The following is a 13,259-nucleotide window of genomic DNA, read 5'->3' on the forward strand; positions in this document are numbered from 1 at the left end:
GGACGCGGCAGCCACTCCGGCACCGACGACCCCGGCCGCCGTAGCGACAGCGGACCCGGCACCCAGCTGCGGGCCGCCGGCGATCAGCCCGTTGGCCAGCGCCGGGCCGAACACGGTCAGGCCGAGCAGCGTCAGGGACGCCAGGATCAGGGTCAGCGCGTCATTGATGGTGGGCGGGTTGTTGAAACCGCTGGTGAACTGGCCAAACACCGTCGAGCCGATGCCGACGATCACGGCCAGCATCAGCACCTTGATGCCAGAGGACACGACATTGCCCAGCACCTTCTCGGCAAGAAAAGCGGTGCGGCCGAACAAACCGAACGGCACCAGCACGAAACCGGCAAGCGTGGTCAGCTTGAATTCGATCAACGCCACGAAGAGCTGAATCGCCATCACGAAGAAGCTGATGACCACGATCAGCCAGGCGATCAGCAGCACGGCGATCTGGATCGCGTTGTTGAAGATGGCGACGAAACCGACCAGCGAGGAGATCGAGATCAGGATCGGCTTGCCGGCATCGATGCCGACCTGCGCCAGCCGTCCCGGCTGGAGCAGTTGCGCCTGGGTGAGATGCCCACCACCCGCCTCGATGCCCAGCCCGGCGAAGGACTCGTAGATGATCTTTGCCAGCCCGTTGAAGTCGCCGATGATGAAGGCGAACAAGCCGATGAACAGGGTCTTGCGGATCAGTCGCGCCAGCACGTCCTCGTCCGGTGCCAGCGCCCAGAATAGTCCGGCCAGGGTGATGTCGATGGTGATCAGTACACCGGCAAGCCAGTGGACATCGCCCTGCACCAGACCGAAGCCGGAATCGATATACTGGGTGAAGATGGCAAGGAAATTGTCGATGACGCCGGTGCCCTGCTGCATGGCGTCAGCGTGCCGCGTCGGGCGCGAAGAAGCGCTTGCGGTTCTCGGCCCAGATCGCCGCACAGGCCGGATCGCCGTCGGCCTTCATGCCGAGCGCCTGACAATGCGCCAGACCGGCGGCCAGCCGGTCACGCAATCCCGGCGGCCCGAGATCCGGCATGCCCACGTCATGGGGCACGTGCCGGAGGTGAAGGCTCGCGGCAACCAGGATCAAAACGACCAGCCCGACGGCAACGAGCCGAAAGACGATCGGCGGGGAGAGACGTAACCGGCGCATCAGTGGAACATCTGCGCGGTGCCGGGCGTGTAGCCGGCCCCGTAATTCAGGAAAGTCGCCAGTTGCGCCCTGCCCTGCTCCTCGCTCTCGACCTGACGCGCGCCTTCCAGCGCCTGGGCGCGGCCCATCGCCGTGACGACCGCGGTGAGATCGGCAAGCTGGCGCGTCTGCAGCGCGGCAAGCTGGTTCCCCGATTGCGCGGCCTGCAAGGCGCCACTCGCGGACTGGCTCGAGGTGACCAGACTGTCGATCTGGCTGCGCGTGGCATCGAGATTCTGCACCGCCCCGATCTGCACGCGCAGCCCGTCCTGATAGGCGCTCCGTGCGTTCTGCCATCGGGTCTGCGCATCGGTAGTCATCTGCGTGGCCGAAACCGAATTCGTAAACGCCTGTGGATAGATTTGCGAAAAGGCCTGATCGATACTGGTCAGGTTATAGGCCAATCCCTGCGCCTGGCCGACGATCTGCTCAGTCTGCATAATCGACTGCTCCATCGGCGCCAGCACCGAGAGCGGCAGATTGGCGAGGTTGCGGGCCTGGTTCTCCAGCATGGTCGCCTCATTGGTGAGGCTCTGCGCCTCCTGGTTGACCTGCTGCAATTCCCGCGCCGCGATCAGCACCGTCTGGACATGGGCCGCGCCATCGTAGACCGCCCATTGCGCCTGGGCCGGGGCGATCACGACGATGAATGAAAGGGCGCCAAACCCAGCCACGAACGCTGCTTTGGAGATCAACGAATTTCTCATGATGGCTCTCCTGGCCTGAGCATCTCAACCGCCCAGTCCACGCCCCTGTGCGCCAGCCACGCGGCCGCAAACCCGTCACGCCCATGCCGGGCAAAGATCCGGTCGATCGCGGTCTGGTCATCGGGCGACGACGCCGCGGTGAAGGCCAGCGCCACCTCAGACAGGCCGAGATCGAACAGCCGGTTGCCGCGCCGGGACTGGCAGTAATAGTCGCGCTTGGGCGTCGCCCGGCTGAGGATCTCGATCTGGCGGTCATTCAACCCGAACCGGCGATAGATCGCGGTGATCTGCGGCTCCAGTGCCCGGTCGTTGGGCAGGAAGATCCGGGTCGGGCAGCTTTCGATCAGCGCGGGGGCGATCGGGCTGGCGTCGATATCGGCCAGCGACTGGGTGGCGAAGATGACGGAGGCGTTCTTCTTGCGCAGCGTCTTCAGCCATTCCCGGAGTTGTCCGGCGAAGGCGCGATCATCCAGCGCCAGCCAGCCCTCGTCGATGATCAGCAGCGTCGGGCTGCCGTCGAAGCGATCTTCGATGCGATGGAACAGATAGGACAGCACGGCGGACGCCGCACCCGAGCCGATCAGCCCCTCGATCTCGAAGGCCTGGATATCGGCGACACCAAGACGCTCGTGCTCGGCGTCGAGCAGACTGCCCCACGGGCCGCCAACGCAGTAGGGTTGGAGCGCCTGCTTCAGCGCCAGCGACTGGAGCAGTGCCGACAGACCGGTAAGGGTGCGTTCCGCGACCGGGGCCGAGGCCAGCGAGGTCAACGCCGACCACAGATGGTCCTTGAGGTCGGGCGCAACCGCGACGCCCTCGCGCTCCAGCAGGGTCGCCACCCATTCCGCCGCCCAGGCGCGTTCGCCCGGCTCGTCGATGCGCGCCAGCGGCTGCAACGCCACGGGTTCATTCACGTCCTGCGCCAGCGCGCCGCCGAGATCATGCCAGTCGCCCCCCATCGCCAGGGTAGCCGCGCGGATCGAGCCACCGAAATCGAAGGCAAAAATCCGGGCGCCAGTGTAGCGGCGGAACTGCATTGCCATGAAGGCCAGCAGCACCGACTTGCCGGCGCCCGTCGGCCCGGCGATCAGCGTGTGGCCCACATCGCCGACGTGGAGTGCGAAGCGGAACGGGGTCGATCCCTCGGTGCGGGCATAGAACAGCGGTGGCGCCGCGAAATGTCCGTCCCGCTCAGGTCCGGCCCACACCGCGGAGAGCGGGATCATGTGAGCCAGGTTCAGGGTCGAGACACAGGGCTGACGTACATTGGCGTAGACATGCCCCGGCAGGCTGCCGAACCAGGCTTCGATGGCGTTCACCGTCTCACGCATGCAGGTGAAGTCGTGGCCCTGGATGGTCTTCTCCACCAGCCGCAGCCGGTCGGCTGCGACGGTCGCATCCTCGTCCCACACCGTGACGGTAGCGGTGACATAGGCCTGCCCGACCTGATCGGTGCCGAGTTCCTGCAAAGCCGCATCGGCGTCGGCCGCCTTGTTGGCGGCGTCGGAATCCAGCAGCACCGAGGCCTCGTTGGTCATCACCTCCTTGAGGATGGCCATGATCGATTTGCGCTTGGCGAACCATTGCCGCCGGATCCGGCCCAGCACTTTCGTGGCGTCAGTGCGGTCGAGGCAGATCGCCCGCGTCGACCAGCGATAGGGAAAGGCCAGACGGTTCAGCTCATCCAGCAGCCCCGGCCAGGTCTGGGTCGGGAAGCCGGTCACGGTGAGCGTGCGCAGATGGGCGTCGCCCAGGCGCGGCTCCAGACCGCCGGTCAACTCCTCATCGACCAGGATGGCATCGAGATGCATCGGGATTTCCGGCACCCGGACCCGCTGCATCCGCGTGGAGATGCAGGAATGTAGATAGGTCAGGGTTTCGCCGTCATCGAGCCAGTCGGCGTCCGGCATGAAGCCGTCGAGCAGCGCCAGCACCCGGTCGGTCTGGTCGATGAAACCCGCGACCACCGCCTGCCAGTCGGAGCCGCCACGGGCGCGGTTCTCGTAGAGCCAGGCTTCCGCGCGGGCGGCATCGTCCGCCGGCGGCAGCCAGACCAGGGTGAGGAAATAGCAGCTCTCGTAATGCGCGCCTTCTTCCTCGAACTGTGCGCGGCGCTCGGCGTCGACCAGTTCGGAGGCTGGATCGGGGAACGGGCTGGAAGGATAGCCCCGCGCTGGCCGGCGCTGCGCCTCGACGAAGATCGCCCAGCCGGAGCCAAGCCGGCGCAGAGCATTGTTCAGGCGCGCAGTAATAGCGACCAGTTCGGAAGCGGTCGAGGAGTCCAGGTCCGGGCCGCGGAACCGGGCGGTGCGCTGGAAGGCGCCGTCCTTGTTCAGCACCACGCCTCTAGCGACCAGCGCCGCCCAGGGCAGGAAATCGGCGAGCCGGTCGCGGCGATGACGGTATTCGGCGAGGTTCAGCATGACGCCCTCACCCGACCAGATGGGTGGGATAGCGCAGATGCCGGCGCACCACGTCGACGAAGGCGGGATCGCGTTTGGCCGCCTAGACGGCGGCAAGATGGCCGACCAGCCAGAAGATCCCGCCGGCGATCCACAGCCGCAGGCCGAGACCGATGGCGGCGGCCAGCGTGCCGTTGACGATCGCCACCGTGCGCGGCGCACCGCCCAGCAGGATCGGCTCGATCAGAGCGCGATGCACCGGGGCGGTGAAGCCGGGAATGCTGTCCGGCTCCATCAGATCAGCGCCCCGCCCGAGAAGGAGAAGAAGGACAGGAAGAACGAACTGGCGGCAAAGGCGATCGACAGGCCGAAGACGATCTGGATCAGCCGACGGAAGCCGCCCGACGTTTCGCCAAAGGCCAGGGTCAGGCCGGTCACGGTGATGATGATCACCGAGATGATCTTGGCCACCGGCCCCTGCACGGATTCCAGGATCTCGTTGAGCGGGGTCTCCCAGGGCATGCTGGAGCCCGAGGCGTAGGCCGGGGCCGACAGCAGGGCGAGCGAAAGGGTGGCGCCGGCCACGGCGAAGCGGCGACGCAGAGCGATCATGCTTGTCATGACGGATCTCCGGCAGATGCGAGGATGTAGTCACCATCCAGGGTCAGGCCCCCGACGATGGCGAGTTCGGCCAGCCGGCGCGCGCTGCCGCGCCCGGACAGCACCGCGATCACGTCGATGGTCTCGGCGATCAGGGCGCGCGGCACGGTGACGACAGCTTCCTGGATCAGTTGCTCCAGCCGGCGCAGGGCACCGATCGCCGAACCGGCGTGCAGGGTGCCGACACCACCGGGATGGCCGGTGCCCCAGGCTTTCAGGAGATCGAGCGCCTCGGCGCCGCGCACCTCGCCGATCGGAATCCGGTCGGGACGCAGGCGCAGCGAGGAGCGCACCAGGTCGGAGAGTGAGGCCGCGCCGTCTTTGGTGCGCAGGGCGACCAGATTAGGGGCCGCGCATTGCAATTCGCGGGTGTCCTCGATCAGCACCACCCGGTCACCGGTCTGCGCGATCTCGGCCAGCAGGGCATTGACCAGCGTGGTCTTGCCGGTTGAAGTGCCGCCGGCGACCAGGATGTTCCGCCGCTCGGCGACGGCGCGGCGCAGAAACGTCGCCTGTGCCGCAGTCATGATCCCGGCGGCCACGTAATCGTCGAGCGAGAACACCGCGACCGCCGGACGTCGGATCGCGAAGCAGGGCGCGGCCACCACTGGCGGCACCAGCCCCTCGAACCGCTCCCCGCTTCCCGGCAGTTCGGCAGAGACGCGCGGGCTGCCCGGATGGACCTCGACCCCGACATGGTGGGCGACCAGGCGGACGATCCGCTCGGCATCGGCCGGCGCGATCCGGGTGCCGGTGTCCTCCATCCCGCCAGCCAGCCGGTCGATCCACAGCCGGCCGTCGGGATTGAGCATCACCTCGACGATCGACGGATCATCGAGATGCCCGGCAATCGCCGGCCCGAGGGCGGTGCGTAGCATGCGCGTGCCGCGGGCGATGGCTTCGGAACGAAAAGGAGCGACGGTCATCGGAAACCCGCAATTGGCCTCTCGAGGGAGGCGGTGGATCAGCGGGGTTGATTAGAAAGAGGCAGGGACACGCAAGCGCAACAAGTCTCTGGGGTCGTAGGGCGCTGGGATAGAAGAACTTGCATAGGGGTGTGTCGCCGTTTCGGCGGTGACGGGACGACTGGGCGCTGCTACCGTTTTCCGGAATCGATCACTACACGGACCTGCGCCCGCATGAGCAAAGCCTTCATTGCCGCCGTTCTTCAGGACTCGCTGGACTGCACCGGCGTTGCCGCCGCCAAGGCCGCCGATGATCTGGTCGGAGCCATTGTCACCGAGCTGAAGCTGGAGGGCGGGTTCACGCTGCCATCCTTCGGGACCTTCACCGTCCACAAGACCAAGGCCCGGAAGGCGCTCTGACCCAGACTACTGGCCATCGATCGCAGGGTTCGATAAGAATTTAAATAAATAACTATTTTATTAATATTTACGCCCTAGGGAACAACATGAAACGCGCAGCTATATTTGATAGTATTACAAATTATCTTTCTTATCTCACCACAAACGTCAAAACTCGCAGCAGCCTCAATTTATTAGATTTCAACGTTCATTCAGAAATGTTCTTTCGAGATTTTCTCAATATCATTTTTGACTACAATTTAATTAATATCAACATAATCAAGAAAAATGCGAGAGCAATTGACCTTGGTGACACAATTAATAAGATCGCAATTCAAGTTACCTCTACGAATGACATAGCTAAGATCAAACACACTCATAAGGGCTTCGTCGCCGATAATCTTCAGACGGTGTACGACCGGCTCATTATTTTAATCATCGGAGAAAAGAAGGATTATCGGGAGAGCTCCATCGGTAACGGGACCATCTTTGAACTTTCTGTTGATGATGATGTTTGGGGTCTTGCCGAACTGCTTACCAAAATCGGCAACCTTGGCATATCCAAGCTTGAAGTATGCCTAACGTTTCTCGAAGAGAATCTTGCCTTGGTCAGACCACGCGAAGCCAATGAAGTAAACACGCTTGTACGACTGATCGAGGTGTTGAGCCAAACCGACGAAGAGATACCGGTCGCCGGCATGAGGGAGGATCCCGATCCTGATGGGAAAATTAACGATCGGTTTGCAGATCACGCGGATTTTCTTCGCAGACAATATATAGACCTACACGAATTGTACGGCGTGGCGCTCTCTGAGGTAACCAAACAATCAGAACTTAGCCACGTCCGAGTCCGCAAGCTTCAGATCTATCTTTCAAATTGGAGCGACCGTCTTCTCACTCAGCATCGCGGCGATCCTCGCGCAGCGATGGACGCGCTGGTCGCAGAGATGATTCAGAAAATGGGCAAAAGCGATCAAGGTTATGACGAAAGCGCAATCCGCTATTACGTCATCGACCAGCTCATTGCTTGCAACGTGTTTCCGAACAAGATTGCACAGTATGCCTAACCTGTTTCTCAAAGACGAAGCAATTTCTAAAGCCCCACCTATCGTCGGGTTCGAGATTCTACGCTATGTGCGGAGTACAAAGAGAAAGACGATTAGTATCTTCGACGTCGTCAATCATTTCAAGGAGGAGAGCTGGTTTTCAGCAAATTCCTTCTTCTACGGCTTAACATTTTTGTATGCTCTGGGCCTATTGGATTTTGAAGAGCCCTATTTGGTGGTGCTAGATGCGCATTAAACGATTGTATACTGAACCAGATACCATTGATCCAATTGAATTCCACAAAGGGGTCAACATTATTGTAGGCGAACGGGACGAAACCAGCGTCAAGAATAATGGTGTCGGAAAGTCCATGTGCATCGAATTTCTTAACTTTGCACTGCTAAAGAAAAAATCTGAAAGTCGCGTATCGAAGATCCCGCAGCAAAGCTTCAAGCCAGATACATTTATCTGTGTCGATTTTGAACTCCACGGAATGGACTACACAATCAAACGTTCTATCGTAGATGCCGAGCATCCGCGTATGATCTGTGATAGCAGCGTTATTGATTTTTCCAAGCTAGATGATGCAACACGCTTTCTTACGGAGCGGATGTTTCCATCGACTCACTTGGTAGGAGTAGGATTTCGAGAAATGCTGGGTCCGCTCATCCGAGACGAACGATCGGAATTCAAGTCCATCGTCGCATGTTACGATACGAAAATTAGAGTGCCAGACAATTATGCGCCGCATCTCATGCTCCTTGGGATCGACCTGATGATATATCGTAAGATCAGGGAAATTCTGAAAGAGCTCGATGCGATTGGAGTTGAGGAGAAGCGCATCCGTGAGAATGTGCAACTTATCCGAGAGAAAGGCATTGACGATGCTCGGTCAGACCTCAATGAGCTTAATGAGGAAGTCGAGCGCATCCGGCAAGGTATCGATGCGCTCGAAAATGCACCAGCCTATGATGTCATCAAAGACGAGCTTATTGAGATCGAAGATCAAACCGACGAGCTCCGGTTCAGGAAAACAGCATTGCTCAAGCGGCTTGCCGGGTTAAACCCCATAGCCATTGAGACGGCTATCGACGCAGACGAGATACGCAGCTTCTATAATCAACTACGCGAAGGTCTGGGCGATAAAATTTCTAAAGATCTGAACGAGGTTTTAGCCTTCAAATCGAAAATCGAACTCTTCCAAAAGCATCTGCTCACTGAGAAATCACAGGTCATTGAAGAGGAGCTAAGGGGATTACGTCGGCAGCTTGCCGATCTTGATCGACATCAGGCTAGACTTATAAAAATTCTCGATCAGGACGGCGATCTACGAAACTTAAAAAAAACCTACGCTGCTTTCCAAGCGAAGAGCGATGAACTTGGCCAACTCAAAGGTCTGCTCGATCGGTATGATCGGCTCGCCTTGGACAAGCAAGAGAAACGACTTGAGAAAGAAACCGAGCGGCTCCGATTGCAAGGTAGCATTATCGGCGCTTCCGAGCGCCTGAAATCATTTGAGCAAACGATCCTTTGGATACATCAATTCATCCAGGGCAATCGGAAAGCCTCTTTTGAGGTGCGGACTACCTCCACGAAGAACGTTGTCGACATTATAATGCGAATAGATGACGACGGCAGCCATAGCGTCGAACGCGAGAAGGTGTTCATATATGACATAGCTCTGCTCCTAAACGATTTCAGTAAAGCACGACATCCTGGCCTTCTTGTGCACGACAATATTTTCGATGTAGATGACGATACGCTAAAGAGAAGCTTGGAGTTCGTTTTCACAAAATCTGTATTCGACGACGATCAACAATATATACTTACCTTAAATACTGATCGTCTAGGTCGCCTAAATGGTGAGCCGTGGCACGATGATCTTGAAGGAAATATTGTCGCGTCGTTTACGAAAAACCATCGTTTTCTCAAGACAAACTATCAAGAAATTATCTAGAAACCTTCTTGTCGAAACAGACCTTCCTAATTCACATCTGGATCTAGGAAGGAAAATTTCAGACATCTGCTCCCACGTTTCTCCACGTAACTGTCGTCAAACGAACATTGAGTTACCTTCACAGACCTATTGTCACGACATCAGGCCTCCTGTTCCTCAGCCGCAGTCGTCATATCTAACCTTACCTCGTCATCCAGGGTCGTACCGTGCGCGAGCCTGCGCCCGACCGCTTCAATGAACCCGTCATACCGCTCCCGCCCTTTGCTCCGCGCAGCAGCAAGAACTGCATCCGGCAGCGGCGGCGTGCTGGTGAGCCAGAACCGTACGAACACAGCGAGCGATTCATTCGAAATCGTGACCCGCCGCTCCATGCGTTCCAACTGCCGCGTCATCCGGTCCAGCCGCCGCGCCAACGCGGCTTCTAGCCGTTCCGGGCCGTCCGGCGACAGGAACGATGCCAGCGCCGTTTCCACGATCAGCGCCTGCGGCACCTTCTTGCGCGCAGCATAATCGGCGAGCCTGACACTGAGATCAGCCGGCAGCCGGATCGTGTGCTTGATCCGCATCGCTGTCACAGGCCCATCCGGTCGCCAGGATCGAGCGACACCTGCCGCGCGAGCGCCCGCTCCCCGCGTCGCAGGGTCTGTGCCCGTGTGGCATCATCCTCCGGGTCTCCCTCGGGTGGGTCAAATTCATGGACCGGCGTCCTCGGTGCCTGCACCACCTCCTCCTGCTCCGGCAGTTCCGGCTCCCGGCGAATGCCGGCATTGGCGGGGTCGTCGTCTCCGTTGCCCGGCGTCGTCGGCTGCACCACGTCGGCCCAGTCCCCCGCCGGCTGCGGTCCAATGGGCGGCGTTCCCTCCGGAGACGACGGCGGCTCAAACCGGGGTGGCGGGAGGATACGCGCATTCAGTTCGGCATCGTCGAAATAACGCGCCTTGCGCGCCCGGATCGGCGGGCAACCAGACACCAGCACCAGTTCGTCGTCAGGCGGAAGCTGCATGATCTCGCCCGGCGTCAATAGCGGGCGTGCCGTCTCATGACGCGTTACCATCAGATGCCCCAGCCACGGCGACAGACGATGCCCGGCATAGTTCTTTGCGTCCCGGATCTCGGTCGCGGTGCCGAGTGCATCGGACACCCGTTTGGCGGTCCGCTCGTCATTGGTCGCGAAGCTGACCCGGACATGACAATTGTCGAGGATCGAATTGTTCTGGCCGTAGGCTTTCTCGATCTGGTTCAGGCTCTGGCCAATCAGAAAGCTCTTGATCCCATAGCCTGCCATGAAAGCCAGAGCGCTCTCGAAGAAATCCAGCCGCCCCAGCGCCGGGAACTCATCAAGCATCAGCAGCAGCCGATGGCGGCGTTTTGCCTCCAGTTCCTCGGTCAGCCGGCGGCCGATCTGATTCAGCACCAGGCGGACCAGCGGCTTGGTGCGGCTGATGTCCGAAGGGGGCACCACCAGATAGAGCGTCGCCGGATGGGTGCCGGCGACAAGATCGCGAATGCGCCAGTCGCAGCGGCGCGTCACATGGGCCACGACCGGATCGCGATAGAGGCCAAGGAACGACATCGCAGTGGAGAGGACGCCCGAGCGCTCGTTATCGCTCTTGTTCAGCAGTTCCCGCGCCGAACTTGCCACCACCGGATGCACGCCCTTCGCGCCGAGATGCGGCGTGGTCATCATGGCGCGCAGCGTGGTCTCGATCGCCCGCTTGGGGTCGGAGAGAAAATTGGCGACCCCGGCCAGGGTTTTATCCTCCTCGGCGTAGAGGACATGCAGGATGGTACCGACCAGCAGGGCGTGGCTGGTCTTCTCCCAATGGTTGCGCTTCTCCAGGGCGCCCTCGGGATCGACCAGCACATCGGCGATGTTCTGCACGTCGCGGACTTCGCGCTCGCCGCGCCGGACCTCCAGCAGCGGATTGTAGGCCGCGCTGGCAAGGTTGGTCGGATCAAACAGCAGCACCCGGCCGAAGCGCGAACGCCAGCCCGCGGTCAGCGCCCAGTTCTCGCCCTTGATGTCATGGACAATGGCCGCGCCCGGCCAGGTCAGCAGCGTCGGCACCACCAGACCGACGCCCTTGCCCGAGCGGGTCGGTGCAAAGCACAGCACATGCTCCGGCCCATCATGACGGAGATAGGCATCAGCCGAGCGACCCAGCACAACCCCATCGGGAGCGAGCAGCCCGGCGCGACGGATCTCGCGCGGGTCGGCCCAATGCGCCGAGCCGTAGGTGGTAGCGCGTTTCTTTTCACGGGCACGCCAGACGGACAGAGTGATCGCGACGATGACGGCGGCGATCCCACCCGAGGCCGCGATATAGCCGCCGATGGTGAAGATGTCCGGGGCGTAGGCGTCGTAGGCGAACCACCACCAGAAGAATTCTGGCGGATAATAGACCGGCCACTCGACCAGCGTGAACCACGGGGCGCCGAGCTGCGGCTGGAAGCCGAGCCGCCAAGCAGTCCACTGCGTCGCGGCCCAGGTGAAGGCGAGGATCACGGTGCTGACGGCAAACACCGAACCCCAGAGGATCTTGGTCTGGTTCATGGCAATCACCGATCAAGGGGAGCGGCGCCACGGGCTTCAAGACCCAAGTCGAGGTCGTCGGCTTCCCGGATAGCTCCGGACAAAAATCGGAGGTACCGATGATGCCTAGCCACCCGTCACGCAGCCGACCTGCGCAGCGATTCCTCACCTCGCGCGGTCAGAGGTAGTGTTTCGGCTCTTGGCGCTGGTGCAGGACACGAACGACGAAAATCCGCTCTCCCGCCTTCCGATAGAAAACGGCATGGCTGTCATGGACGAAGCGGAAATAGCCGGGCCGCAGGTCGCCGATATCTGCTCCCATGTCAGGATAGGTCGCCAGCGTCTCGAAGGCCGCGTGCAGGTCGAGGATATAGCGCTCGGCGCGCGCCCATCCCCAGTTCCGGATCGAGAGAGCAATGATGGCCTGAATGTCGGAATCCGCTTCGCCGGAAAGCGTGTAGCTAGGCATCCGTCGCGTCGGGGGCCGTCTTCATCGCCGCGAGGATATCGGGGATTGTGCGTTTGCTCACACCGCTCCGTTCGCCCTGGACCAGGGCCTCGACCAGAGCCTGCCGTTCCTCGGCCTGTGTCTGGTCGCGCCTGATCAGGTCACGTACATAGTCGCTCACGCTGGCATATTGCCCGCTGTCGATACGGCGCTGTACCCAGTCGCGCATCGGGTCCGGCACGGAGACGTTCATCGAGGCCATCGTCATCCTCCCTTTGGGTCACGATGGCATATAATGGCATAAACTGCCATTTGAGTCTTCAGAGAGTCCTCCATCTCACGGTCTCGTCCAAATAGATTACCCGGCATGGTGCGTGAGCCATCTTTCGAGAACCTCCATGCTTTCCGTCATCTGCGCGCTCCTGGGCCGGATCAGCCCGTAGGATGTCCCATCGGCATCGAACCCGACCGGCGCCAGCAGCCGCCCGCTCGCGATATCGTCCGCCGCGATGATCCGGGGCGACAGGGCGATGCCCAGGCCACTGGCGGCAGCTTCCAGCATCATGAAATGATGGTCGTATAAACGGACGTCGCGCGGTACGGGAACGTCGGGCCGGGACGTCAACCAGTTCTTCCACGCCTCGGGCCGGGTCCGGGATCCAAGCGCCAGATAGTCTCCGCCCGCTAACTGCGCCGCCATGTCGGGCCGCACCACCGGCCCGACCGTTTCCGGCACGAGCGTGGTGACGGCCCAATCGGGATCGAGCGGGAAATCGAGGCGCCGGATCGCCAGCGTAATCCGTTCCCGCGCGAAATCCAGCGCCCCGCCACCAGTGGACAGATGCACATCGATGCCGGGATGCCGATCCTGGAAGTCCGATAGGCGGGGAATCAGCCAGCGCATCGCCAGCGACCGCTCGCAGGACAGCACGATCGGCGGCGTGGCGGCGGACGACCTGATCTCGACCAGCGTTGCCGCGATCCCGCCCAGCGCGTCGGTCGCCGCTCGTGCAAG

General features: G+C 61.0%; 13 protein-coding genes and 2 pseudogenes. 3 read left to right on the forward strand and 12 right to left on the reverse strand.

The annotated features are described in order from the left end of the window. The 7 genes and pseudogenes from trbL to trbB form a co-directional block, all read right to left on the reverse strand. Positions 1-870 (reverse strand): P-type conjugative transfer protein TrbL (gene trbL, locus HUK82_RS10155; RefSeq protein ID WP_176613855.1); only part of this gene is annotated, 870 nt, incomplete at its 3' end. A 4-nt stretch (positions 871-874) separates the two neighbouring features. Beyond that, positions 875-1,147 carry a putative entry exclusion protein TrbK-alt gene (trbK-alt, locus tag HUK82_RS10160; RefSeq protein ID WP_176613856.1) on the reverse strand — a complete coding sequence of 91 codons (273 nt, stop codon included), beginning with the start codon at positions 1,145-1,147 and terminating at the stop codon, positions 875-877. Beyond that, on the reverse strand, positions 1,147-1,893 hold the full coding sequence (gene trbJ, locus HUK82_RS10165) for a P-type conjugative transfer protein TrbJ (RefSeq protein WP_176613857.1): 747 nt from the start codon (positions 1,891-1,893) through the stop codon (positions 1,147-1,149). The genes trbK-alt and trbJ overlap by 1 nt, the downstream gene beginning before the upstream one ends. Beyond that, positions 1,890-4,316 (reverse strand): conjugal transfer protein TrbE, encoded by a 2,427-nt coding sequence (trbE, locus tag HUK82_RS10170; protein ID WP_176613858.1) that lies wholly within the window; start codon positions 4,314-4,316, stop codon positions 1,890-1,892. Before trbE ends, trbJ begins: the two co-directional genes overlap by 4 nt. A gap of 7 nt (positions 4,317-4,323) precedes the next feature. Then, a pseudogene (locus tag HUK82_RS10175) lies at positions 4,324-4,590 on the reverse strand (VirB3 family type IV secretion system protein). Then, complete coding sequence (locus HUK82_RS10180; protein ID WP_025829632.1) at positions 4,590-4,916, reverse strand: TrbC/VirB2 family protein; 327 nt, start codon at positions 4,914-4,916, stop codon at positions 4,590-4,592. Before HUK82_RS10180 ends, HUK82_RS10175 begins: the two are co-directional and overlap by 1 nt. Next, positions 4,913-5,881 (reverse strand): P-type conjugative transfer ATPase TrbB, encoded by a 969-nt coding sequence (gene trbB / locus HUK82_RS10185; protein ID WP_176613859.1) that lies wholly within the window; start codon positions 5,879-5,881, stop codon positions 4,913-4,915. The genes HUK82_RS10180 and trbB overlap by 4 nt, the downstream gene beginning before the upstream one ends. A 213-nt stretch (positions 5,882-6,094) precedes the next feature. On the opposite strand from trbB, the pseudogene HUK82_RS10190 reads away from it, so the two are divergent. The 3 genes and pseudogenes from HUK82_RS10190 to HUK82_RS10200 form a co-directional block, all read left to right on the forward strand. Further along, positions 6,095-6,277 (forward strand): annotated as a pseudogene (locus HUK82_RS10190) (HU family DNA-binding protein); the annotation flags it as partial. Positions 6,278-6,366: 89 nt separating this feature from the next. Further along, positions 6,367-7,326 (forward strand): SMEK domain-containing protein, encoded by a 960-nt coding sequence (locus tag HUK82_RS10195; RefSeq protein ID WP_176613860.1) that lies wholly within the window; start codon positions 6,367-6,369, stop codon positions 7,324-7,326. Positions 7,327-7,550: 224 nt separating this feature from the next. Then, on the forward strand, positions 7,551-9,263 hold the full coding sequence (locus HUK82_RS10200) for a DUF2326 domain-containing protein (protein ID WP_176613861.1): 1,713 nt from the start codon (positions 7,551-7,553) through the stop codon (positions 9,261-9,263). A 140-nt stretch (positions 9,264-9,403) separates the two neighbouring features. Here the strand turns inward: HUK82_RS10200 and HUK82_RS10205 are convergent, their stop codons facing one another. The 5 genes from HUK82_RS10205 to HUK82_RS10225 all read right to left on the reverse strand — a co-directional run. Beyond that, the gene (locus HUK82_RS10205) at positions 9,404-9,829 is read right to left on the reverse strand and encodes a hypothetical protein (protein ID WP_012553949.1); all 426 of its coding nucleotides are present in this window, start codon (positions 9,827-9,829) and stop codon (positions 9,404-9,406) included. 5 nt (positions 9,830-9,834) lie between these two features. Beyond that, positions 9,835-11,817: a conjugal transfer protein TraG gene (locus HUK82_RS10210; protein WP_176613862.1), complete on the reverse strand. Its 1,983-nt coding sequence runs from the start codon at positions 11,815-11,817 to the stop codon at positions 9,835-9,837. 157 nt (positions 11,818-11,974) lie between these two features. After that, positions 11,975-12,265, reverse strand: a complete 291-nt coding sequence (locus HUK82_RS10215; protein ID WP_012553951.1) for a type II toxin-antitoxin system RelE/ParE family toxin — start codon at positions 12,263-12,265, stop codon at positions 11,975-11,977. Next, the gene (locus HUK82_RS10220) at positions 12,258-12,506 is read right to left on the reverse strand and encodes a type II toxin-antitoxin system ParD family antitoxin (protein WP_012553952.1); all 249 of its coding nucleotides are present in this window, start codon (positions 12,504-12,506) and stop codon (positions 12,258-12,260) included. Before HUK82_RS10220 ends, HUK82_RS10215 begins: the two co-directional genes overlap by 8 nt. 96 nt (positions 12,507-12,602) lie before the next feature. Further along, positions 12,603-13,259 (reverse strand): LysR substrate-binding domain-containing protein (locus tag HUK82_RS10225; RefSeq protein ID WP_176613863.1); only part of this gene is annotated, 657 nt, incomplete at its 5' end.

The organism is Ameyamaea chiangmaiensis (assembly GCF_013376175.1).
GTDB classification, from domain to species: Bacteria; Pseudomonadota; Alphaproteobacteria; order Acetobacterales; family Acetobacteraceae; genus Ameyamaea; species Ameyamaea chiangmaiensis.

Bases quoted from the DNA above. Each gene is read 5' to 3' on its own strand.
- trbK-alt (WP_176613856.1), bottom strand. From the start codon at position 1,147: ATGCGCCGGTTACGTCTCTCCCCGCCGATCGTCTTTCGGCTCGTTGCC.
- trbJ (WP_176613857.1), bottom strand. From the start codon at position 1,893: ATGAGAAATTCGTTGATCTCCAAAGCAGCGTTCGTGGCTGGGTTTGGC.
- trbE (WP_176613858.1), bottom strand. From the start codon at position 4,316: ATGCTGAACCTCGCCGAATACCGTCATCGCCGCGACCGGCTCGCCGAT.
- HUK82_RS10180 (WP_025829632.1), bottom strand. From the start codon at position 4,916: ATGACAAGCATGATCGCTCTGCGTCGCCGCTTCGCCGTGGCCGGCGCC.
- trbB (WP_176613859.1), bottom strand. From the start codon at position 5,881: ATGACCGTCGCTCCTTTTCGTTCCGAAGCCATCGCCCGCGGCACGCGC.
- HUK82_RS10195 (WP_176613860.1), top strand. From the start codon at position 6,367: ATGAAACGCGCAGCTATATTTGATAGTATTACAAATTATCTTTCTTAT.
- HUK82_RS10200 (WP_176613861.1), top strand. From the start codon at position 7,551: ATGCGCATTAAACGATTGTATACTGAACCAGATACCATTGATCCAATT.
- HUK82_RS10205 (WP_012553949.1), bottom strand. From the start codon at position 9,829: ATGCGGATCAAGCACACGATCCGGCTGCCGGCTGATCTCAGTGTCAGG.
- HUK82_RS10210 (WP_176613862.1), bottom strand. From the start codon at position 11,817: ATGAACCAGACCAAGATCCTCTGGGGTTCGGTGTTTGCCGTCAGCACC.
- HUK82_RS10215 (WP_012553951.1), bottom strand. From the start codon at position 12,265: ATGCCTAGCTACACGCTTTCCGGCGAAGCGGATTCCGACATTCAGGCC.
- HUK82_RS10220 (WP_012553952.1), bottom strand. From the start codon at position 12,506: ATGGCCTCGATGAACGTCTCCGTGCCGGACCCGATGCGCGACTGGGTA.